Origin of the sequence: Altererythrobacter sp. Root672 (assembly GCF_001427865.1) — a bacterium.
In the GTDB taxonomy this organism is placed as follows: Bacteria; Pseudomonadota; Alphaproteobacteria; order Sphingomonadales; family Sphingomonadaceae; genus Croceibacterium_A.
Map to the genome: position 1 here is coordinate 1098956 of NZ_LMHH01000001.1, position 20309 is coordinate 1119264.

General features: G+C 63.2%; 23 protein-coding genes. 4 read left to right on the top strand and 19 right to left on the bottom strand.

What is annotated here, in order from left to right; translation table 11 throughout:
• From nuoI to ndhC, 13 genes are read right to left on the bottom strand one after another with little or no spacing between them, the layout of a single operon-like run.
• Positions 1–486 (bottom strand): NADH-quinone oxidoreductase subunit NuoI, encoded by a 486-nt coding sequence (nuoI, locus tag ASD76_RS05335; protein WP_055919508.1) that lies wholly within the window; start codon positions 484–486, stop codon positions 1–3.
• On the bottom strand, positions 483–1529 hold the full coding sequence (gene nuoH / locus ASD76_RS05340) for an NADH-quinone oxidoreductase subunit NuoH (RefSeq protein ID WP_055919511.1): 1047 nt from the start codon (positions 1527–1529) through the stop codon (positions 483–485). Before nuoH ends, nuoI begins: the two co-directional genes overlap by 4 nt.
• Positions 1526–3532 (bottom strand): NADH-quinone oxidoreductase subunit NuoG, encoded by a 2007-nt coding sequence (nuoG, locus tag ASD76_RS05345; RefSeq protein ID WP_055919513.1) that lies wholly within the window; start codon positions 3530–3532, stop codon positions 1526–1528. Before nuoG ends, nuoH begins: the two co-directional genes overlap by 4 nt.
• Complete coding sequence (locus ASD76_RS05350) at positions 3532–4317, bottom strand: hypothetical protein (protein WP_055919515.1); 786 nt, start codon at positions 4315–4317, stop codon at positions 3532–3534. The genes nuoG and ASD76_RS05350 overlap by 1 nt, the downstream gene beginning before the upstream one ends.
• Positions 4314–5606 (bottom strand): NADH-quinone oxidoreductase subunit NuoF, encoded by a 1293-nt coding sequence (gene nuoF, locus ASD76_RS05355; protein WP_055919518.1) that lies wholly within the window; start codon positions 5604–5606, stop codon positions 4314–4316. Before nuoF ends, ASD76_RS05350 begins: the two co-directional genes overlap by 4 nt.
• Entirely contained in the window at positions 5606–5749 is a 144-nt protein-coding gene (locus ASD76_RS18525) for a hypothetical protein (protein ID WP_200943045.1), read from the bottom strand. Before ASD76_RS18525 ends, nuoF begins: the two co-directional genes overlap by 1 nt.
• The gene (locus ASD76_RS05360) at positions 5749–6417 is read right to left on the bottom strand and encodes a complex I 24 kDa subunit family protein (RefSeq protein WP_055919522.1); all 669 of its coding nucleotides are present in this window, start codon (positions 6415–6417) and stop codon (positions 5749–5751) included. The genes ASD76_RS18525 and ASD76_RS05360 overlap by 1 nt, the downstream gene beginning before the upstream one ends.
• Positions 6410–6616: a hypothetical protein gene (locus ASD76_RS05365; protein WP_055919525.1), complete on the bottom strand. Its 207-nt coding sequence runs from the start codon at positions 6614–6616 to the stop codon at positions 6410–6412. Before ASD76_RS05365 ends, ASD76_RS05360 begins: the two co-directional genes overlap by 8 nt.
• Positions 6613–7830: an NADH-quinone oxidoreductase subunit D gene (locus tag ASD76_RS05370; protein WP_055919528.1), complete on the bottom strand. Its 1218-nt coding sequence runs from the start codon at positions 7828–7830 to the stop codon at positions 6613–6615. Before ASD76_RS05370 ends, ASD76_RS05365 begins: the two co-directional genes overlap by 4 nt.
• Positions 7827–8333, bottom strand: coding sequence for a hypothetical protein (locus ASD76_RS05375; RefSeq protein WP_055919531.1), 507 nt, complete (start codon positions 8331–8333; stop codon positions 7827–7829). The genes ASD76_RS05370 and ASD76_RS05375 overlap by 4 nt, the downstream gene beginning before the upstream one ends.
• Positions 8330–9187 carry an NADH-quinone oxidoreductase subunit C gene (locus tag ASD76_RS05380; RefSeq protein ID WP_055919533.1) on the bottom strand — a complete coding sequence of 286 codons (858 nt, stop codon included), beginning with the start codon at positions 9185–9187 and terminating at the stop codon, positions 8330–8332. Before ASD76_RS05380 ends, ASD76_RS05375 begins: the two co-directional genes overlap by 4 nt.
• A 1-nt stretch (position 9188) precedes the next feature.
• Positions 9189–9737, bottom strand: coding sequence for a NuoB/complex I 20 kDa subunit family protein (locus ASD76_RS05385; protein WP_055919536.1), 549 nt, complete (start codon positions 9735–9737; stop codon positions 9189–9191).
• On the bottom strand, positions 9728–10102 hold the full coding sequence (ndhC, locus tag ASD76_RS05390; protein WP_055919539.1) for an NADH-quinone oxidoreductase subunit A: 375 nt from the start codon (positions 10100–10102) through the stop codon (positions 9728–9730). Before ndhC ends, ASD76_RS05385 begins: the two co-directional genes overlap by 10 nt.
• Before the next feature lie 277 nt (positions 10103–10379).
• Here ndhC and ASD76_RS05395 point away from each other — a divergent pair, with 277 nt between their 5' ends.
• The 4 genes from ASD76_RS05395 (at position 10380) to ASD76_RS05410 (ending at position 13087) form a co-directional block, all read left to right on the top strand.
• The gene (locus ASD76_RS05395; RefSeq protein ID WP_055919540.1) at positions 10380–11576 is read left to right on the top strand and encodes a thiolase family protein; all 1197 of its coding nucleotides are present in this window, start codon (positions 10380–10382) and stop codon (positions 11574–11576) included.
• Between the two features lie 87 nt (positions 11577–11663).
• Positions 11664–12062, top strand: coding sequence for a hypothetical protein (locus ASD76_RS05400; RefSeq protein WP_055919543.1), 399 nt, complete (start codon positions 11664–11666; stop codon positions 12060–12062).
• Between the two features lie 170 nt (positions 12063–12232).
• Entirely contained in the window at positions 12233–12622 is a 390-nt protein-coding gene (locus ASD76_RS05405) for a hypothetical protein (RefSeq protein ID WP_055919546.1), read from the top strand.
• Positions 12623–12706: 84 nt separating this feature from the next.
• Positions 12707–13087 carry a hypothetical protein gene (locus ASD76_RS05410; protein ID WP_156457547.1) on the top strand — a complete coding sequence of 127 codons (381 nt, stop codon included), beginning with the start codon at positions 12707–12709 and terminating at the stop codon, positions 13085–13087.
• 14 nt (positions 13088–13101) lie between these two features.
• Here the strand turns inward: ASD76_RS05410 and ASD76_RS05415 are convergent, their stop codons facing one another.
• The 6 genes from ASD76_RS05415 to ASD76_RS05440 form a co-directional block, all read right to left on the bottom strand.
• Entirely contained in the window at positions 13102–13572 is a 471-nt protein-coding gene (locus tag ASD76_RS05415) for an SH3 domain-containing protein (protein WP_055919551.1), read from the bottom strand.
• Between the two features lie 86 nt (positions 13573–13658).
• A complete protein-coding gene (locus ASD76_RS05420; protein WP_055919554.1) occupies positions 13659–15065 on the bottom strand; it encodes an NAD(P)H-dependent flavin oxidoreductase in 1407 nt (468 codons plus the stop codon).
• Positions 15066–15087: 22 nt separating this feature from the next.
• Positions 15088–15837: a class I SAM-dependent methyltransferase gene (locus tag ASD76_RS05425; RefSeq protein ID WP_055919556.1), complete on the bottom strand. Its 750-nt coding sequence runs from the start codon at positions 15835–15837 to the stop codon at positions 15088–15090.
• 11 nt (positions 15838–15848) lie between these two features.
• On the bottom strand, positions 15849–16976 hold the full coding sequence (prfB, locus tag ASD76_RS05430) for a peptide chain release factor 2 (RefSeq protein ID WP_055919559.1): 1128 nt from the start codon (positions 16974–16976) through the stop codon (positions 15849–15851).
• Between the two features lie 137 nt (positions 16977–17113).
• Entirely contained in the window at positions 17114–17659 is a 546-nt protein-coding gene (locus tag ASD76_RS05435) for a peroxiredoxin (RefSeq protein ID WP_055919562.1), read from the bottom strand.
• 118 nt (positions 17660–17777) lie between these two features.
• Complete coding sequence (locus tag ASD76_RS05440; protein WP_055919565.1) at positions 17778–20294, bottom strand: penicillin-binding protein 1A; 2517 nt, start codon at positions 20292–20294, stop codon at positions 17778–17780.
• Positions 20295–20309: the final 15 nt, after the last annotated feature.

Below are 20309 nucleotides of genomic sequence, written 5' to 3' on the forward strand. Positions count from 1 at the left end.
CTAGCGATAGGGCGCGTCGGCTTCAAGGTTCGCGGCCAAAGCCCGCTCCCACTTGTCCCCGTTCGCCAGAAGTTTAGCCTTGTCGTAGAGCAGTTCTTCGCGCGTTTCGGTCGCGTATTCGAAGTTCGGCCCTTCGACGATCGCATCCACCGGACAGGCTTCCTGACAGAAGCCGCAGTAGATGCACTTGGTCATGTCGATGTCATAGCGCGTGGTCCGGCGGCTGCCGTCCTCGCGCGGTTCTGCCTCGATCGTGATCGCCTGCGCCGGACACACGGCCTCGCACAGCTTGCAGGCGATGCAGCGCTCTTCCCCATTGGGATAGCGGCGCAAGGCATGCTCGCCGCGGAAACGCGGGCTCAGCGGGTTCTTCTCGAACGGATAGTTGATCGTCGCCTTGGGCTTGAAGAAGTACTTCAGCGTGAGGGCATGCGCCTTCACGAACTCCCACAGGGTGAACGACTTGATGAGTTGCGCGACGGTCATGCGAAATGTCCGGTAGCCATGAGATAGCCGGAGATCAGCACCACGAAGATGAGGCTGAGCGGCAGGAACACCTTCCACCCGAGCCGCATCAGCTGATCGTAGCGGTAGCGCGGGACGGTCGCCTTCACCCAGGAGAAGACGAAGAAGAAGAAGAAGATCTTGGCGAAGAACCAGATCCAGCCCGGGATCACGTAGAGCGGAGCCCAGTCGAGCGGCGGCAGCCAGCCTCCGAAGAACAGGATCGCGTTGAGCGCGCACATTAGCAGCACGTTGGCGTACTCGCCGAGCCAGAACAGCGCGAAACTCATCGAGGAGTATTCGGTCTGGTAACCCGCCACGAGTTCGCTCTCCGCCTCGGTCAGGTCGAACGGCGCGCGCGCGGTTTCGGCCAGCGAGGAGATCAGGAACACCACCCACATCGGGAACAGCAGCAGGTTGAAGAAGAACCCGTTGACGATCCCCAGGCCATGGCCGCGCTGGGCTTCGATGATGGCGTTGAGGTTGAAGCTCCCCGCCCACAGGACCACGCAGATCAGCACGAAGCCGATCGAGACTTCATAAGAAATCATCTGAGCAGCGGCGCGCATAGCGCTGAAGAACGGGTATTTCGAGTTGGATGCCCAACCCGAGATCACCACCCCGTAAACGCCGAGCGAACTGATCGCGAGGATGTAGAGCAGGCCGACATTGATGTCCGCCAGTACCGCGCCCGAATTGAACGGGATCACCGCCCAGGCCATCAGCGCTACGGTGAAGGTGATGATCGGCGCGATCAGGAACAGGCCCTTGTTCGCTGCCGACGGTATGATGGTTTCCTGCAGGAATACCTTGAGGCCGTCTGCAAAGCTCTGCAGCAGGCCGAAGGGGCCGACCACGTTCGGCCCCCTGCGCAGCGCCATGGCCGCCCAGATCTTGCGGTCGACGTAGATGATCATGGCGACCGCCAGCATCAGTGGCAGCGCGATAAGCAGGATGCCCGCGATGGTCGCGACGAACCACGCCCACCCGTAAGTCATGCCGAGGGATTCGAAGAACGCGGTCATTCCGCCGCCTCCGCGAAATCCTCGCCGTGCAGCAGCTCGGCCGAGCAACGCTGCATGGTCGGGCTCGACCGGGCGATGGCGTTGGTCATGTAGAAGTCCTTGATCGGATAGGCGATTACGCCCGCGGCCTTCGCCTTGGCATCGCCCTTCGGCAAGGCGCCGTAGTCCGCCAAACCTTCGAAGCCAAGCGCCGAAACCTCGGCGGTCATGGCAGCGCGCAGTTCACCGAAACTGTCGAAGCCGACATTGACGCCGAGCGAATCAGCCAGGGCCCGCAGGATCGTCCAGTCTTCACGAGCGTCGCCCGGGGCGAACACTGCCTTGTCTGCGAACTGAACGCGGCCTTCGGTGTTGACGTAAGTGCCCGCCTTCTCGGTGTAGGCGCTGCCCGGCAGGATGATGTCGGCCGCGTGAGCGCCCTTATCACCGTGGTGGCCGATGTAGACCTTGAGCGAGCCTTCGAACTCGCTGAAGTCCACCTCATCGGCGCCCAGAGCAAGGACCACCTTGGGCTTTGCGGCAACGATGTCTGCCAGGCCGCCCTTCTGCGCGAAACCGAGCATCAGCGCGCCCATGCGAGCAGCGGCCATATGGAGGACGTTGAAGCCGTTCCATCCTTCACGGACGAGCTTCCATTCCGCAGCAAGAGCCAGCGCCGGTCCCAGAGCCCCAGCCACCAGACCGCCGGCGCCGACGATCACAGCGGGGCGTTCAGCCTTCGACATCACGTCGGCGACATGAGCCGGGAGCTTGCCGAGTACCGCAGCGTCATCGCCAAGGAATTCAGCGGCGTAAGTCGTATCCCAATGCGGACCGACGATGAACACCTTGGCCCCGCGCTTGACTGCCTTGCGCAACCGGACATTGACCAGCGGAGCTTCCCAGCGGACTTGGCTGCCGACGATCAGGATCGCATCGGCTTCCTCGATCCCGGCGAAGGTTGAGTTGAAGTTGACGGCAGTCAGGTTGTCGGCCGGATAGGCCATGCCACCCTGGCGGCTTTCGATCAGGGTCGAGCCGAGCGCGCCGAGCAGCTTCTTGGCCGCGAACATGGTCTCGCAATCAAGCAGGTCGCCGGCGATTGCGGCAATGCTGCTGCCCGCCTTGGCCTTGGCGATGGTCGAGAACGCCTCGTCCCAGCTCGCCTGTTCCAGCTTGCCTTTGCGGCGAATCCAGACCTTGTCGAGCCGGCGACGGGTCAGGCCTTCGACCTGATAGCGCGCCTTGTCGCTGATCCACTCTTCGTTGACGTCATCGTTGTTGCGCGGAAGCACGCGCAGCACTTCGCGCCCACGGCTATCGACGCGGATGTTCGAACCCACTGCGTCCGACACGTCGATCGAGAGCGTCTTGGTCAGTTCCCACGGCCGCGCCTCGTAGGCGTATGGCCGGCTCGTCAGCGCACCGACCGGGCAGAGGTCGATCACGTTAGCCGACAGCTCGTGCTTGGCCGCCTGCTCGAGGTAGGTGGTGATCTGCATGTCCTCGCCGCGATAAAGCGCGCCGATTTCGTCCACGCCGGCGATCTCTTCGGAGAAGCGCACGCAGCGGGTGCAATGGATGCAGCGGGTCATGATCGTCTTGATCAGCGGGCCCATGTACTTTTCGGTCACCGCGCGCTTGTTCTCGTCATAGCGCGAGGCACCGCGGCCGTAGGCAATTGACTGGTCCTGCAGGTCGCACTCGCCGCCCTGGTCGCAGATCGGGCAATCGAGCGGGTGGTTGATGAGAAGGAACTCCATCACCCCTTCGCGCGCGGTCTTGACCATCGGGCTGTCGGTTCGGATTTCCTGGCCTTCGGCAGCCGGCAAAGCACAGCTCGCTTGCGGCTTGGGCGGTCCAGGCTTCACTTCGACCAGGCACATGCGGCAGTTGCCGGCGATCGACAGGCGTTCGTGATAGCAGAAGCGCGGGATCTCCTTGCCGGCAAGCTCGCACGCCTGCAGCACGGTCGCCCCGTTGGGGACCTCGATCTCAACGCCGTCTACCGTGACTTTAGGCATTAGTGAGCACTCTCGGGACTTGCGACCGGCGCCGGAGAGGAATGCGTTGCCGCATGCCAAAGGCCTTCGCCGATCCAAATACGAAATAATGAAGGGTCGAGTTGGACTTGCCGACCCGACGGCAGACAAGAACTGAGCGCTGGCATCAGCTTCTCAAGCGCCTGCTTCTCCACATCCGATCCGGCTGCAGTCCGGAAAAGAAAATCGGAAGTGTAGGGGTCGGCCGCAACGACGCAGTCAGCAAGATCCATGGCCGCGACGACGCCGCCCATCTCGCCAGAAAGCGGATACTCACGTGCGGTAACCTCGTTGCCCGGCTGTATCCAAGCGGGACCATCGGCGTAACGGTCCATGTAGGCCTCTTGGACCAGCCACTGCCTAAGGGACGCCGCGCTGAAGCGAAGTTGCACTCCGGTTCCGTGGGTATTTGCGACACGGCCAAGGCAGTCCTTGAAGCCATAGACCCGCAACGCGCGTTCCTGGTCGTACCCGATCTGGTTAAAATCACCGAAGCCGTAGTCGGTCTTATCCAGCAACTCGACCGAGCCCGTACGGCTGCGCTGATAAACGCAGCGACTGAATTGGGTCATCATCGCCTTGCTGCGCGTGCGGGCCACCTCGGTCATCTGGTTGCCCCACGGGTTGTGCAAGTCCGTCGGGAACTGCCGCTTGCGCTTGATGCGCGAATTTAACGGGGTGTAGTCGTCATCGTTGCTTTGCGCGTAAACCGGCATGGCAACCGCGAACGCCGTCAACGCGGCGATGACCGTGATGAGGCGCTTCACTCCGCGGCCTCCTGGATCGCGCCCGTACGCTCCGTGATGCGGCGTTCGAGTTCGGGCCGGAAGTGGCGGATCAGACCCTGGATCGGCCACGCGGCCGCGTCACCCAAGGCGCAGATCGTGTGCCCTTCAACCTGTTTCGTTACCTGTTGCAACATGTCGATCTCCCCCAAGTCGGCATCACCGGTACGCAAGCGTTCCATCACGCGCCACATCCACCCGGTGCCTTCACGGCAAGGGGTGCACTGGCCGCATGACTCGTGCTTGTAGAAGTAGGAAATACGGCTGATCGCGCGGACGATGTCGGTGGACTTGTCCATCACGATCACCGCCGCGGTGCCGAGGCCCGAACCGACCTCACGCAGGCCGTCGAAATCCATCGGCGCGTCCATGATCTGCGCCGCCGGAACCAGCGGCACCGACGAACCGCCCGGGATCACCGCCAGCAGGTTGTCCCAACCGCCGCGGATACCACCGCAGTGCTTTTCGATCAGTTCACGGAAGGGGATGCTCATCGCCTCTTCCACCACGCAGGGCTTTTCCACGTGGCCGCTGATCTGGAACAGCTTGGTGCCCTTGTTGTTGTCGCGCCCGAAGCTCGAGAACCACGCCGCACCGCGACGCAGGATCGTCGGCACCACGGCGATCGATTCCACGTTGTTGACCGTGGTCGGGCAGCCATAGAGGCCCGCACCCGCCGGGAACGGTGGCTTGAGGCGCGGCTGGCCCTTCTTGCCTTCGAGGCTCTCGATCATCGCGGTCTCTTCACCGCAGATGTAGGCGCCGGCACCGCGGTGGACGAAGACGTCGAAGTCGTAGCCAGAACCGGCCGCGTTCTTGCCCAGCAGACCCGCGGCATAAGCCTCGGCCACGGCGGCGAACAGCGTCTCGGCCTCGCGGATGTATTCACCACGAATGTAGATGTACGCCGCCCTCGCCCGCATTGCGTAGCCGGCGATCAGCGCGCCTTCGATCAGCTTGTGCGGATCGTGGCGGATGATTTCGCGGTCCTTGCACGAACCGGGCTCAGATTCGTCGGCGTTGATGACCAGAAAGCTCGGACGGCCGTCCTTGCTCTCCTTGGGCATGAAGGACCACTTCATACCAGTCGGGAAACCCGCGCCGCCACGGCCGCGCAGGCCCGAGGCCTTCATCTCTTCGATGATCGAGTCCTGGCCGACTTCCATCAGCTTCTTGGTCGCGTCCCAGTCACCACGCCCCTGCGCGGCCTTCAGGCGCCAATCCTGGTAGCCGTAGAGGTTGGTGAAGATGCGATCCTTGTCGGCGAGCATCAGGCGAACCCTCCACCAAATGCGTAGAACCCGGCGAGTGTCAGGATCCCCAGCAGAGCAACTGTCTTCATCAGACCCTTGAACAGCTTCCAAGCGGCCACGACGGCCACCAGCGCGACAGCGATCGGAATGACGAGTTCCATCACCATTCGCTCCGGTAATCGTGGTTGGACTTGGCCATTTCCGTAAGCGTGCTCAGCGCACCGACCGGCTCCACCGTGTGGCGGGCCGGATCCTGCGTGCCTTCCTTCGGCGTTTCACCGCGAGCCAAGGCATCGAGCACGGCGTCAAAGCGTTCGACCGTGAGGTCTTCGTAATTGCCGTCGTTGATCTGGACCATCGGCGCACTCGAGCAGTTGCCCATGCATTCGACCTCGGTCAGCGTCCACAGGCCATCCTCGGTCGTGTGACCCTTGGCCATCCCGCGCTTCTTGCAAGCGGCCAGGATGTCGTCCGAGCCGCGCAGCATGCACGGCGTGGTGCCGCAGACCTGCACATGGAAGCGACCGACCGGCGCGACGTTGTACATGGTGTAGAAGGTGGCGACTTCGAGCACGCGGATCACCGGCATGTCGAGTTGTTGCGCTACGAACTCCATCACCGGAATCGGCAGCCAGCCCTGGGTATTGGTCTCCGCTCCAACCTGGCGCTGGGCGAGATCGAGCAACGGCATGACTGCGCTGCGCTGACGCCCTTCGGGGTAGCGCGCGACGATTTCCTTGGCCTTGGCGGCGTTCTCTGCCTTCCAAGTGAAATTGCCCCAACGCTCGCGCAGTTCAGGCGTGTCGGCTTCGATATGACGCTCAGCCATTCGAGCCTCCGCCCGCACGGCGGTCGCGGATGGCCTGGAAGACCATGAACAGCTCAAACCCGGCGATCGAGGCAACTACCATCGGCAGCCACTCGGGCGGCGGCGCGCCGAGCCATTCGGCGGCGAAGAAGATAGCCACGAGCGCGAGGCCCGAAATGCAGGCGAGCACGGACAGGCGGTCGAGTTGCGTCAGGTTCAACGGTCGCACTCCCCGAACACTACGTCGATGGCGCCGAGGATGGCGGTTGCGTCGGGCAGCATGTGGCCTCTGCTCATGAAATCCATTGCCTGGAGGTGGCTGAAAGCGGTCGGGCGGATCTTGCAGCGGTACGGCTTGTTGCTGCCATCGCTGACCAGGTAGACGCCGAATTCGCCCTTGGGGCTCTCGGTCGCCACGTAGACTTCGCCCGCCGGTACGTGGAAGCCTTCGGTGTAGAGCTTGAAGTGATGGATCAGCGCTTCCATCGACTGCTTCATCTCCGCGCGCTTGGGCGGGACGACTTTGCGGTCGCTGCTGGCGATCGGACCCTCGGGCATCTCGCGCAGGCACTGCTTCATGATCTTGGCCGACTGGCGCACTTCCTCGACGCGGACCATGAAACGGTCATAGCAGTCGGAGTTGGTGCCAACCGGCACTTCGAAGTCCATCCGGTCGTAGACGTCGTAAGGCTGGCTCTTGCGCAAGTCCCACGGGATGCCGGCGGCGCGGATCATGGGGCCGGAGAAGCCCCAGGCGACAGCGTCTTCCTTGCTCACCACGGCGATATCGACGTTGCGCTGCTTGAAAATGCGGTTGTCGATGACCAGGCTCATCGCGTCTTCGAACAGCTCCGGTAGGCGGGTGTCGAGCCAGTCGGCAATGTCGGTCAGCAGCTTGAGCGGCACGTCCTGGTGCACGCCGCCCGGACGGTACCAGGCCATGTGCATGCGCGCGCCAGAGGCTCGCTCGAAGAAGTTGAGGCAATCCTCGCGGATTTCGAACAGCCACAGGTTCGGCGTCATCGCGCCCACATCCATCACGTGGCTGCCCATATTGAGCATGTGGTTGCAGATACGGGTCAGCTCCGCGAACAGCACCCGCAGGTACTGGGCGCGGACCGGCACTTCGAGGTTGAGCAGCTTCTCGATGGCGAGGACGTAGCTGTGCTCCATCGCCAGTGGGCTGCAGTAGTCGAGCCGGTCGAAGTACGGCAGCGCCTGCAAATAGGTCTTGTATTCTATCAGCTTCTCGGTGCCGCGGTGGAGCAGGCCGACGTGCGGATCGATGCGTTCGATAATCTCGCCGTCGAGCTCCATCACCATGCGCAGCACACCGTGCGCGGCCGGGTGCTGCGGGCCAAAGTTGATCGTGTAGTTGGTAATGACCTCGTCACCCGTGGTGGGAGACTGGTCGAAAGTCAGACCGCTGGTCATGCGCAAATCCATTTGCCGCCGATGGTCCTCACCTGGCCGGCGGAGTCGGTAACGGTCAGGATCGCCGATTGATCGTTGCCGGCAACGTCGACCGTGATCCCTTCCCCACTGAAGCGAGTGCCCTTGCGGATGGCCGGAAAGCCGCCGGAGGAGGCCAGTTGATAGAGCTTGCCGTTAACCCGCACCACGGCGGTTCCTGCACTTGCCGGGTCAGCCGGAGCTCCGGCCGTCAGGCTCTCCGCGCCCTCGTTGCTGGCGAACGTGCATGTACCGGCGCGCGCACCCAGGTCGACGCCACTGATGTTACCCAGCTGGTCCAGCGTGCGCACATCGGTCCCGGCCGTTGGCGGTCCGACGACTGCGGTGGTCGCAACCGGTCCCGCAGGGGTAGCCTTTCCGTCAGCACCGACGCGCGAGGCGAAGTCGTCGTCGCTGTCGCTTTTCTGCGAGCAGCCAGCGAGGGCCAGCGCAGCGATCACGGCAAGGAAGAGCGGCTTGCTCATTCGGCGTCCTTCTTCGGCTTGCGCGCGGCGCGCGGCTTGGCCGGTGCCTTGGCCTTCGCGGGGCGATCGGAAGTCGCAGCCGGAGCGTCGGGCTCCTTCTTGCGCGTGCGCTTCTGCGCCGGCGCGCCGCTGTCGACCTTCTCTGCCGCCTTGTCGTTGGCTGCCTTGCCGGCGCCCGTGTCGGCGGGCTTCTCGGTCGTCTTCGGCTGAGCAACGGGCGGCGGAGGCGGCGCTACGGCGGCCTTCTCGTCACCCGGCAACACGTAGTCGGCGCCTTCCCACGGGCTCATGAACTCGAACTTGCGGAAGTCCTGTGCCAGCTCGACCGGTTCGTATACCACGCGCTTCTCTTCTTCGGAGTAGCGCAGTTCCTGATAGCCGGTGAGCGGGAAGTCCTTGCGGAAAGGATGCCCCTCGAACCCATAGTCGGTGAGGATGCGACGAAGGTCAGTGTTACCGTCGAAGATCACGCCGTAGAGGTCGAACACCTCGCGCTCGAGCCAACCGGCGTTCGGCCACAGCGTGGTGACGGTGGGCACGGGAGTGTTCTCGGCCGCGCGGACCTTGACCAGGATACGATGGTTCTTGGTCAGCGAGAGCAGCATGTAGACCACATCGAAGCGCTCATCGCGCTGCGGGTAGTCGACGCCGGCGATCTCCATCAACTGCTGGTAGCCATGCTCGTCACGCAGCAGACGGAGGGCATCCTCGATCCGCTCGCGCTGGACGCCGAGCACGATCTCGCCATGCTCTTCCTTCGAGGCGAGCAGCATGCCGCCCAGGGCAGCGCCGAGAGTGTCCTTCACGCCTTCGTTGGAAGCGAAGCGTGGGGCCGAATGCAGAACAGTCGCCATATTACCGTTCGATCGTTCCTTCGCGGCGGATCTTCCGCTGCAATTGCATCACGCCATAGAGCAACGCCTCGGCAGTCGGCGGGCAACCGGGGACGTAGATGTCCACCGGCACGATCCGGTCGCAGCCGCGCACGACGCTGTAGCTGTAGTGGTAATAGCCGCCGCCATTGGCGCAGCTGCCCATGGAAATGACGTACTTGGGGTCCGACATCTGGTCGTAGACCTTGCGCAGCGCCGGAGCCATCTTGTTGCACAGCGTGCCCGCCACGATCATCACGTCCGACTGGCGCGGAGAGGCGCGCGGGGCGACTCCGAAGCGCTCCATGTCATAGCGCGGCATGTTGACGTGGATCATCTCGACCGCGCAGCAGGCGAGGCCGAAGGTCATCCACCACAGCGAGCCGGTACGGGCCCACTGGAACAGCTCCTCGGTCGAGGTGACGAGGAAACCCTTGTCGTTGACCTCGGAATGCAGCGACTGGAAGAAATCTGCATCCGGTGTGCGGATCTCGCCGGGCTGCGCCGCTGGCACGGGCTGGTTCACTCCCATTCCAGGGCTCCCTTCTTCCACGCATAAGCAAGGCCCACCGCGAGTTCGAACAGGAACACCATCATGGTGATCCAGCCCGGCCATCCGGTGAGATCGAGGCTGACCGCCCAGGGAAACAGGAACGCGGCTTCGAGGTCGAACACGATGAACAGGATCGCGATCAGGTAGAACCTGACGTCGAACTGGCTGCGCGGATCTTCGAACGCGGGGAAGCCGCACTCGTATTCGCTGAGCTTTTCTGCCGAGGGATTATGCGCACCTGTCAGGCGCGCGACCCCCATCGGGAGAAACACGAAAGCGGCCGACAAGCCTCCTGCGATGAGCAGGAAGATCAGGATCGGCAGATATTGTTCGAGGTCGACCACAAACGCCTCTGAAGATGAATCGAAGGGCGGAATTCGGTTGGGCCTCTAGGCCTAGCCCCATGATACTGCAAGGCCCGGACTCCGCCAAAATTCGTTCGCTCTCGACGCTTCTCACTCGTTCGAAAAACCAAGGAATTTCTTTGGTTGCGAATGCCTCGCACTAGCAGACGTGTTGACGTCATTTGCGGCCTTCATGTCGCTCTAAGCGAAGCCCCTGATTGCCATGGCCGGAGGGCGTCACTACCTATCGAGGCATCATCAGCAGAAGGCCCCATCCATGCCCTCATTCAATGATTCCGATCCGATCGTTATTCTCTCCTATGCGCGCACGCCGATGGGCGGGATGCAAGGCGTGTTCGCCGATGTGCAGGCGACCGACCTCGGGGCCACGGCGGTCAAGGCGGCCGTCGAGCGGGCCGGAGTAAACGGCGACGACATCGACCGGATCTACATGGGCTGCGTTCTTCCCGCTGGGCTCGGTCAGGCCCCTGCCCGCCAGGCCGCGCTCAAGGCCGGATTGCCCAAGTCCGTCGAAGCCACCACGGTCAACAAAGTCTGCGGAAGCGGCATGCAGACTGTCATCATGGGCGCCGAAGCGCTCGCCTCCGGCACCGTCGACCTCGTCGTCGCGGGTGGCATGGAGAGCATGACCAACGCCCCCTACCTGCTCAAGAAGCACCGCTCCGGTGCCCGCTTCGGCCACGACACGATTTACGACCACATGGCGCTCGACGGACTGGAAGACGCCTACGAGGCCGGCAAGGCGATGGGCTCCTTCGCCCAATGCACGGCCGATGAGTACCAGCTCACCCGCCAAGACATGGACAACTACGCCATCGAGTCGCTCGCCCGGGCAAACAGCGCGATCCAGAACGGCGCCTTTGCCGACGAGGTCGTCCCCGTTACCGTCAAGACCCGTAAGGGCGACGTGACTGTCGACACCGATGAGCAGCCCGGCAAGGGCAACCCGGCCAAGATCCCGGAGCTTCGCGCTGCCTTCGCCAAGGACGGCACGATCACCGCTGCCACGTCGAGCTCGATCTCCGATGGCGCCGCCGCCGTCGTCATCACCCGCGAAAGTCAGGCGAAAGCGCAAGGCAAGACCCCTGTCGCCCGCATCGTTGCCATGGGCGCGCATGCGCAAGAGCCGAAGGACTTCACCACCGCCCCGGTCGGTGCGATCCGCAAAGTGCTCGACCAGGCCGGTTGGTCGGTCGACGACGTGGACCTGTGGGAGGTGAACGAGGCGTTTGCTTGCGTCGCCATGTTCGCCATGCGCGACATCGGCATCCCGCATGAGAAGATCAACATCCACGGCGGCGCCACTGCTCTGGGCCACCCGATCGGCGCCAGCGGGACTCGGATCATCGTTACCCTCCTCAACGCCCTCAAGCAGAAGGGCCTCAAGCGGGGCGTGGCCAGCCTGTGCATCGGCGGCGGCGAAGGCACTGCGGTGGCGGTGGAGCTGGTTTAGCGCCTCGCTTCAACGGGATACGAAATCGTTCCATCCGGAACTTAAAGCATGTTAATTGTGGCTCCCTCCCAAAACAGGAGGGATGCCATGAAAAAGCTCGTGCTCGTTAGCGTGCTCGCTGCCCTAGCCGCTTGCTCGCAATCCAATACTCCCGCTGAACCCGAAGCCACCGAGACTGCGGCAGCCGCAGCGGCCACCACGACGGCCGCGGCCTTTGCACTGCAGCCGGGTGTCTATGACTACAAACGGTCTGATGGGTTATCCGGCATCAACACGGTCAACGCAGACGGCACATTCTCCAATGCCCGCTCGACTGGCGACGTGGAGACCGGCAAGTGGGCCCAGGAAGGCGGCCTCAGCTGCCTGACTCCCGATGGTGAAGGCGCGACCAAGCGTTGCTATACTTTCACGCAACCCGATGCCGACGGCAAGTTCACTGGAACAACCGCTGAAGGCGTTACCGTCGAAGTCCGCAAGGTCGGCTGATCTTCGAACAATATCCCGGTCATAAGTACTGCTCGATCCCGTTGGCGCCGAGGCGCGCCGCGGGATCGTTTGCGTTCTATTCCCGCCAACTTCGCAGCAAAGTAACGAAAACGCTCTTTTTGTGGGCGGATTTGTGATAAGAGCGCCGCTCTCCAAGAAGGAGGCAAGCCATGAAGAAGATCGCACTGATCTGCGTGCTGGCTGCCTTGGTTGCTTGCTCCAGAAGCGAGACTGCGGCGGAGCGTGAAGCTGCAGAAGCGGCCGCGGTGGTGGTGGTACCGAACGGGCCATATCAGCTCGAGGCAGGAACTTACTCGTACACGCGTTCGGATGGCGTATCCGGCATCAACACCCTAGCAGCCGACGGCACTTTCTCGAATGCCGTCACTGGCGGCGCAGTCGAAAAAGGCAAATGGGCGCAGGAAGGCGAACTCGGTTGCCTGATTCCCGACGGTGGCGCTGAGAAGCGCTGCTACAGGTTCAGTCACCCGGACCACGAAGGCCTGTTCACCGGCGTAATGGCCGACGGCCTGACGGTGGAGGTACGTAAGGTCACCTGATCTCGGATAGTGACCGCCCGTTTCCCGCCTTCCCGATCGCGTGCTAGGCACGCCCTGGATCGCATCCTTGGGAAAGGCCGAACCGTGAAGAGACTTGTTCTCGTCGCCCTCCTCGCGGGGACTTTGACCGCTTGCGATAAAGCCGCGGACGAATCCAACGAACCTGAAGCCATCACCGCGGATATCCCGCCGTCCGAGACTTCTACGGTTGGAACTTACCAGGTGACGCTAGCCGACGGGACCAAGGGGACCTCAACCCTGACGGAAGACGGCCGCTACGTGGATCGCTTCTCCGGTCAAACTGAGGAGGGAAACTGGGCCGAAGTCGACGGCAAGACCTGCTTCGATCCTGACGAGGGCGACACGGCAACTCGCTGTTACGTCCTGGGCGAAACAGCGGCTGACGGCACATTTGTCGCCACCCCCGATGAAGGTGATCCGGTGACGGTGCGGAAGCTAAGCTAAGCGCCAGGCGAGTGTCAGGGCTCGCCGTCGCCCCACAGGCGATCCTCGCGGATCCAGCCCTTGTGGCCAGCGATGTCGATCCGGCACCAACCCGAATCGCAATCGCCCAATGAGCCGACGTTGCCCGGTTCGACCTTCCACAGCAGCTTGGCGTCGGCCTCGGCACTGGCGCGAATGTCCGCCAGCCCGTCGCCGATCACGATGGCACCTCGCTTGGGGTTAAGTAGCCGCGCGACGATCCATCCCTGAGCGCCGTCCGGATCTTCGACCAGACGCCACCCTTCCCTGAGGCGGATCACTTTTACGGGCAGGCCTTCGCGTTGATAGACCCACTCGATCGGAAAGGCCTCGCTCGGCCCCACCCGCATGTTCACTTCCTCGGATCGCAGCGTGGCCCAATAGGGCACCTCCCGATCCTGCGCGGACGCGGGGACGGCAATCAAGGTAAGCAGGAGAGGGATAGCCGAGACGGCGAAGGGACGCATCGAGCCTCCCTAACAGGGACGGGGGGCGGCCTTCAACCAGGGACTATCCTTAATAGCCCCCGGCTGGCCGCCCTTCCCCAGATCACTCAATCCCCGGTCAGGATACGATCCACCAATTGCTTCACCGTGGGGGTGAAGTTGTTCGAGTAGAATGGGTCCTGCTTGAACCGGAATGCGGCGTGGCCAGCAAACATCAGGTTCTGCTCGGTGTCTCCGCCATGCGCGATGTCCTGCAGGGTCTTCTGGATGCAGAAGCTGCGCGGATCGGCAAGGCGGCCGGTGGTGTAGTCGTCGTGGTCTTTCCAGGACGAGAAGCCGCAGTGCGAGAGGCAACCCATGCAGGCAGCCTGGTCCTCGCGGATAACGGCGCGTTCCGCCGGCGTGACGAAGACGACGGTATCATCGGGCGTCTTGAGCGCTTCGGTGTAACCCTGGGCAACCCATTCGCGAGCGTGGGTTAGATCCTGGGGGGCCACCCAGAAGTTCTTGCCCTTGACCCCGGCGTCGAGCTGCACGGTGTGCTCACCGGCCTGGACACGGGAGTAAGGTATCTGCCGGGCACTACGCGCCTCGAGCGAACGCAGGAACGGGTTGCGCACGGCCGAGCTGTAAAAGCCGGTCGGCGAGAAGCGGTGCAGCAGCACGTCGCCTTCGTCGAGTGTCCGCAGACGGTCCTTCCAACCCTGCGGGATCGGGCTCTCTTCGGTCAGCAGCGGACGGGTGCCGTACTGGAACGCGATCTGACCGAGTTCCGGATTGCCGATCCAGTGCTCCCATTCGCGCAGGTACCAGACGCCACCAGCCATGATGATCGGCACGTCATCGGAGATACCTTCCGCCCGCATCGTGTCGCGCACAGCCTTCACACGCGGAAACGGATCTTCGGGCTTCAGCGGATCTTCGGCGTTGGAGAGACCATTGTGCCCTCCGGCGAGCCACGGATCTTCGTAGACCACTGCGCCCATCAGTTCGTGGACCTTGTGGTAGGCGCGCTTCCACAAGGCGCGGAACGCACGAGCCGAGCTAATGATCGGCAGGTAGTTGACGTTGTAGCGCGCCGCGATCTCGGACAGCTTGTAAGGCATGCCCGCGCCGCACGTGACACCGGCGACGAGACCTTTGGTCCGTTCGAGAACGCCTTCCAGCACTTGCTGGGCACCGCCCATTTCCCACAGCACGTTGATGTTGATCGCGCCCTTGCCGCCGGCGACGTCGTAGGCGCGACGCACCTGCTCCACGGCACCGTCGATCGCGTAGCGGATAAGCTGGTCGTGCCGTTCGGTACGGGTCAGCTGATCGTAGATCTGCGGGATGATCCGGCCTTCGGCGTCGTAGCTGTCGGCGTTAACCGCGCTCACCGTGCCGATTCCGCCCGCGGCCGCCCAGGCGCCGGAGCTCATATGGTTGGTCGCGGAAACGCCCTTGCCGCCTTCAATCAGCGGCCAGACTTCCCGGCCGGCGTACATAATGGGTCTCAAACCCTTAAAACTCATTGTCAAATCCTACCGTCGTCCGTCAGGACGATGCTTCCCCGTTGATGCCTTGCCCCTTGCAAGGCTGAATTTCGCCCGGTTCCGGCCGCGGGCCCACGGCTTCAAATCGCGCATAATAGCCGGCAAGCTCCGGCTTGCGAACAAATTCCACCAATCGGAACCCAACTTGCTGGAATTCGCAGAATAACAATTCCGGGGTTACGCCGTGCTGGGCAGATGGCCTGCCGACGTCAACCACGATCACTTGTCCGCCCTCGGCCAGAGCCGGGCGCAAGCGCCATAAGAATGCGTATGGCTCCTCCACCTCGTGGTACATGTCCACCAGGAAGATGCGATCAAAGCTGTTGGGCGGCAGCCTCGGATCGTCAGGAGCCCCGAGCTTGATCGAAACATTGTCGAGCCGCTCGTCTTCCACGCGCCGGCCAAGCCGGGCGAGCGCGTCGCGGTCGATATCTTGCGCCAACACGCGCCCATCGGGCCCAACTCGTTCTGCGAGGCGAACAGTGTAGTAGCCGTCGCCAGCGCCAATATCCGCCACGGTCATGCCTGGCTCAATATTCGCCAGGTCCATTACCGTGACGGCCTCGTTCCGGTTGTCGCGCGCCTCTTCGGTAGTGATCGTCGCCTTGCCCGCCTCGGATACCGGGCGATAGGCACGCGGGAACTCACGCGAGGTCTCCGGCCGGTCGCTATCGTCGGCTGTGCGGTCGCAGGCGGTACCGCCAACGAGCAACAAGGTGGCCAAGGCCAGTCGGGCGAATGCGATACCCATCCCGTGTGGCGTCAGTCGACGTCCTCCACTTCGACAGCCTCGCCAGTGACCCGCTGAGCCAGCGCGGCAGCGATGAAATCGTCGATCTCACCGTCGAGCACGTCGCCAGGGGCCGTCGAGGTCACGCCGGTGCGCAGGTCCTTCACCATCTGGTACGGCTGAAGCACATAGCTGCGGATCTGGTGACCCCAACCGATCTCGGTCTTGGCCTGGTATTGACCCAGGGCATCCGCCTCGCGCTTGGCCAGTTCAGCCTCGTACATACGCGCCTTCAGCATGTTCATCGCGGTAGCGCGGTTCTTGTGCTGGCTGCGGTCGTTCTGGCTGGCGACCACGATCCCGGTGGGAATGTGGGTGATGCGCACCGCGCTGTCGGTGGTGTTGATGTGCTGACCGCCCGCGCCGCTGGAGCGATAGGTGTCGATCCGCAGGTCGCTATCGTTGATCTCGATCTCGATGTCGTCATCGATCACCGGATAGACCCAGACCGAGCTAAACGATGTGTGCCGCCGCGCCGAGCTGTCGTAGGGGCTGATGCGGACCAGGCGATGCACGCCGCTTTCGGTCTTGGCATAGCCGTAGGCGTTCTCGCCCTTGATCTGCAGCGTGGCGGACTTGATCCCGGCCTGCTCGCCAGCACCGTATTCGACCACTTCGACCTTGTAGCCTTTGCGTTCGGCCCAGCGGCTGTACATGCGCAGCAGCATCTCGGCCCAGTCCTGGCTCTCGGTGCCGCCTGCGCCGGCGTGAATTTCGATATAGGTGTCGTTGCTGTCTGCCTCGCCCGCGAGCAAGGCCTGGACCTTGTCGGCATCGGCCCGCTCGGCAAGGCGCTTCAACGAGGCGAGCCCTTCGGCCACCACGGCTTCGTCGCCTTCCATTTCGCCGAGTTCTACGAACTCGACGGCGTCGGCCATCTCCGACGTGATTTCGTTTACCGTTCCAATCGACGCGTCGAGTCGGCGGCGTTCGCGCATGACTTCTTCGGCCCGCTTGGGGTTGTCCCACAGCGTCGGGTCCTCGACCCGGGCGTTGAGTTCGTCGAGGCGGCGAACTGCACGATCCCAGTCGAGCGAGCGCCGAACGAGCGCCAAAGCCGCTTCGATCCGGTCGATATGGGCCTGCCCTTCGGCACGCATTTCAGTTGGTCTCCATCAGAAAGCGGCCCGCCTAGCCGAGGCGGGCGCTCAGGGAAAGGGCGCGATGCGTCCCGCTCCCCGGAAGCGACCCGGAGACGCCTAGGTTCCGCCTGGCAAAACCAGTCTGACCGCGGGAATTAGCCCTTCAGCGCCCGGACCGCGGCGAGCGTCGAGCTGACGTGTTCGCGCCAATCCATGTCCGAATGGACCATGACGATCTTGCCATCAGGCGCGATCACATAGGACGTGCGGCTGGTCAGATTGTCGTTCTTCTGGCCGTTCATGGTCAACGCCACGTCGAACGCCTGAATGCTCGACGGAGTGGCACGCGCAACGGGGAACGCCCCAGCGCATTCCTTCTCCGAGAACTTGGCCAGATCCTCCACGGAGTCTCCCGACATGCCGAACACTTGCGCGCCGGCCGCCTTGAAGTCGCCGATCGCGGCGGCGAAGGCCTGCGCTTCCTGGCTGCAACCCGGGGTGAAGGCCTTCGGGAAGAAGTAGAGCACCACCGGTCCCTTGCGCAGTTCCTGCTGCAAGTTGAACGAGAAGGCCTTCCCGTTGAGCGCCCCTTGGGTGATCAACGAGGGCACGTGTGCGCCTTCCTGCAAGGTCGCAGATGCGGGGGCCGCAGCGAGCATCGCAGCGGCAACGGCGGCGAAAAGCATAGGTCGCTTGGTCATGGCTTAATTGGCTTCCTCTACCGGACTGAGTCCATCGGCTCTCTCAATCGCGCATGCTGCCCCTAAGGGCATGCCGAAGCAACCGAATATTACCGCGCGGACAAAGTCCACGGGCGGGTCAATAGAGCCCGCCGCTGTCCTCGACGAAATCGCTCTGCTCCTGGTTCTGCGACCGGCCGCGATCATCGCCGCCGCCCTGCGCCGAACCATTGCCGCGCCGAAGCTGTGCAAGGATCATCTCCCGCAGCGCATCGGCATCGTCCTGGCGGCTCGAACGGCGCGGTTCAGTGTCGGGTTTGAAAGCTTCCCAGATCACCGAGGCCTTGGGATCTTCAGACGTCGGCCAGCCAGCGAAGACGCGCTTGCCGCTCTGCCGGTCGATGCGCACCATCCTAACGCCCGCTGGTGCGAGGAACGGCCGGCCCTGCCACTTGTCGCGGGTTTCCTGCACGAAATCCTTGAAGATCGGCGCTGCCACGCGGCCACCCTGCGCCCAACCGCCAAGGCTGCGCGGCTTGTCATAGCCGATATAGACGCCTGCAACGATGTCCGGAGACCCTCCGACGAACCACACGTCCGTCGGGCCGCTGGTGGTGCCGGTTTTACCGAACAGAGGCATGTTCAAATCGCGCAGCACGGTCGCGGTGCCGCGTTGGACCACACCTTCAAGCATGTGCACGACCTGATAGGCGGTACGCGCGTCGAGGACCTGGCGGCCCTGCTCGCGAATGCGTGGCATGGCCTTGCCGTCCCACTTCGCCATATTGCACCCGGTACAGTCGCGCTCGTCGGCACGCCAGATGACCTTGCCGTTCCGGTCCTGCACGTAGTCGATCACCGAAGAGCTGTGTTGCAGCCCATGATTGACCAGCGCGGAGTAGGCATTGACCATCTTCTCGACAGTCGTCTCGCCCGCGCCCAGCGCGAACGAGGGATAGTTGCCATACTTGCCGATACCCACGCGTTCGAAGGTGCGGGTGACGTTTTCCATCCCGGCATCCATCGCGATATGGACGGTCATCAGGTTGCGGGACTGTTCGAGGCCCCAGCGCATCGTATGCTCGCCACCGCCTTCGCCACCGAAGTTGCGGAAGCACTTCTCGCCCAGGTTTGCGCCCTGGTAATAGCAATAAGTCTGGTCCGGAATCATCGTTGCCGGAGTCATGCCGTTATCGAGGCCAGTCGCATAAACGAACGGCTTGATCGTCGAGCCAGGCTGCCGCTGGGCTTGGGTGGAACGGTTGAAATCGCTCAGACGGAAATCGAACCCGCCTTGCATGGCCATGATCCGGCCCGTGTTGGGGTCCTGGGCGAGGAAACCGCCCGACACCTCCGGCACGGTCCTCACGGCCCAGGCGTTGCCGCTTGGGGAGACCGCCGTCACGTCGCCTACTTTGATCGCGTCGGGTGACCCAATCAACGGAGCTTCCTCTCCGTTGGCGAAGCCAATCCGCCCCGGAGCGGTCACCACACCGACGCGCCAATTCTGGTAATTGATGCCGAGGTTGCTGCTGGCGAGCTGCTCGGTCAAATCGCCGTCACCCGGATCGAGCGTGGCGACCGGACCGTGCCATGCACGACCACCGCCAAAACGCATCAGGCCCTTGCGCAAGGCGTCGCTTGCCGCCCCCTGCATCTCGGTATCGAGCGAAGTGCGCACCCAGAGCCCGCCAGCATAGACACTGTGCGGCCCGTCCTCGGCCTTCTCACCGTACTTCTCGATCAGCTGGCGCCGCACTTCCTCAAGGAAATAACCGGCGTCGGCCGACTTCGCTTCAGGTCGCTGGCGAATGAGCCCGAGCGGCTGAGCCTTGGCTGCAGCCGCTTGGGCCGCGGTGATGTGGCCGTTCTCGGCCATGACATCGAGCACGAAGTTGCGCCGCTCAAGGGCATGCTCGCGGTATTTCTCTCGGCCGTACTGCTCAGGCGCCTTGGGCAGGATCGCCAGGAAGGCCATCTCATGTAGATCGAGATCGCCGACATCCTTGTCGAAGTAGGCCCGGCTCGCCGCTTGCACGCCGAAGCTGCGGCGGCCTAGCGGGATCTCGTTGAGATAGAGCTCCATGATCTCGCGCTTGGTCAGCACCGATTCGATGCGCCGGGCGAGAATCATCTCCTTGAGCTTGCGAGTGATCGAATACTCGTTGCCGATCAGGATGTTCTTGGCGACCTGCTGGGTGATCGTCGAACCGCCCTTGGCGCGCTCGCCGCTACCCATTTTGCTGACGTAGTCGAATACGGCGCCAGCAAAGCCAGGGTAGTCGATGCCACCATGGGTCCAAAAGGTCTCGTCCTCCGCAGAGGTGTAGGCGTTGACCAGCTGCGCCGGAAAATCCTTGTACTGGAGCTGCACCCGGCGCTCACGCGCGAACGAGTGGACCACCTCGCCGTCGACGCCTCGCACCACTGACGGCAGCGGCGGCTCGTAATCGAGCAAGGTTTCAGCGTCGGGGAGGTTGCGTGCGACCAGCAGCCAGGCCGCGAACCACAGCACCGCGAGACCGATAAGGCCATATCCGGCCAAGCGGAACCAACGCTTCTCGCGCCAATTCTCGCGAAACCACGTGATCACTCCACCGGCTTCGCGGCGGATGCGGTAGTGGAAGGGCTCTGCGGTCTGATCGGTTTCGGCCATTGGCCGGCCCCTTAG

Coding starts and splice junctions, on each gene's coding strand:
- nuoH (WP_055919511.1), bottom strand. CDS start 1,529: ATGACCGCGTTCTTCGAATCCCTCGGCATGACTTACGGGTGGGCGTGG.
- ASD76_RS05395 (WP_055919540.1), top strand. CDS start 10,380: ATGCCCTCATTCAATGATTCCGATCCGATCGTTATTCTCTCCTATGCG.
- ASD76_RS05385 (WP_055919536.1), bottom strand. CDS start 9,737: ATGGGAGTGAACCAGCCCGTGCCAGCGGCGCAGCCCGGCGAGATCCGC.
- ASD76_RS05425 (WP_055919556.1), bottom strand. CDS start 15,837: ATGGGTATCGCATTCGCCCGACTGGCCTTGGCCACCTTGTTGCTCGTT.
- ASD76_RS05440 (WP_055919565.1), bottom strand. CDS start 20,294: ATGGCCGAAACCGATCAGACCGCAGAGCCCTTCCACTACCGCATCCGC.
- ASD76_RS05405 (WP_055919546.1), top strand. CDS start 12,233: ATGAAGAAGATCGCACTGATCTGCGTGCTGGCTGCCTTGGTTGCTTGC.
- nuoF (WP_055919518.1), bottom strand. CDS start 5,606: ATGCTCGCCGACAAGGATCGCATCTTCACCAACCTCTACGGCTACCAG.
- ASD76_RS05415 (WP_055919551.1), bottom strand. CDS start 13,572: ATGCGTCCCTTCGCCGTCTCGGCTATCCCTCTCCTGCTTACCTTGATT.
- nuoI (WP_055919508.1), bottom strand. CDS start 486: ATGACCGTCGCGCAACTCATCAAGTCGTTCACCCTGTGGGAGTTCGTG.
- ASD76_RS05370 (WP_055919528.1), bottom strand. CDS start 7,830: ATGACCAGCGGTCTGACTTTCGACCAGTCTCCCACCACGGGTGACGAG.
- ASD76_RS18525 (WP_200943045.1), bottom strand. CDS start 5,749: ATGGAACTCGTCATTCCGATCGCTGTCGCGCTGGTGGCCGTCGTGGCC.
- nuoG (WP_055919513.1), bottom strand. CDS start 3,532: ATGCCTAAAGTCACGGTAGACGGCGTTGAGATCGAGGTCCCCAACGGG.
- ASD76_RS05400 (WP_055919543.1), top strand. CDS start 11,664: ATGAAAAAGCTCGTGCTCGTTAGCGTGCTCGCTGCCCTAGCCGCTTGC.
- ASD76_RS05435 (WP_055919562.1), bottom strand. CDS start 17,659: ATGACCAAGCGACCTATGCTTTTCGCCGCCGTTGCCGCTGCGATGCTC.
- ASD76_RS05380 (WP_055919533.1), bottom strand. CDS start 9,187: ATGGCGACTGTTCTGCATTCGGCCCCACGCTTCGCTTCCAACGAAGGC.
- prfB (WP_055919559.1), bottom strand. CDS start 16,976: ATGCGTGCCGAAGGGCAGGCCCATATCGACCGGATCGAAGCGGCTTTG.
- ASD76_RS05420 (WP_055919554.1), bottom strand. CDS start 15,065: ATGAGTTTTAAGGGTTTGAGACCCATTATGTACGCCGGCCGGGAAGTC.
- ASD76_RS05375 (WP_055919531.1), bottom strand. CDS start 8,333: ATGAGCAAGCCGCTCTTCCTTGCCGTGATCGCTGCGCTGGCCCTCGCT.
- ASD76_RS05360 (WP_055919522.1), bottom strand. CDS start 6,417: ATGGCTGAGCGTCATATCGAAGCCGACACGCCTGAACTGCGCGAGCGT.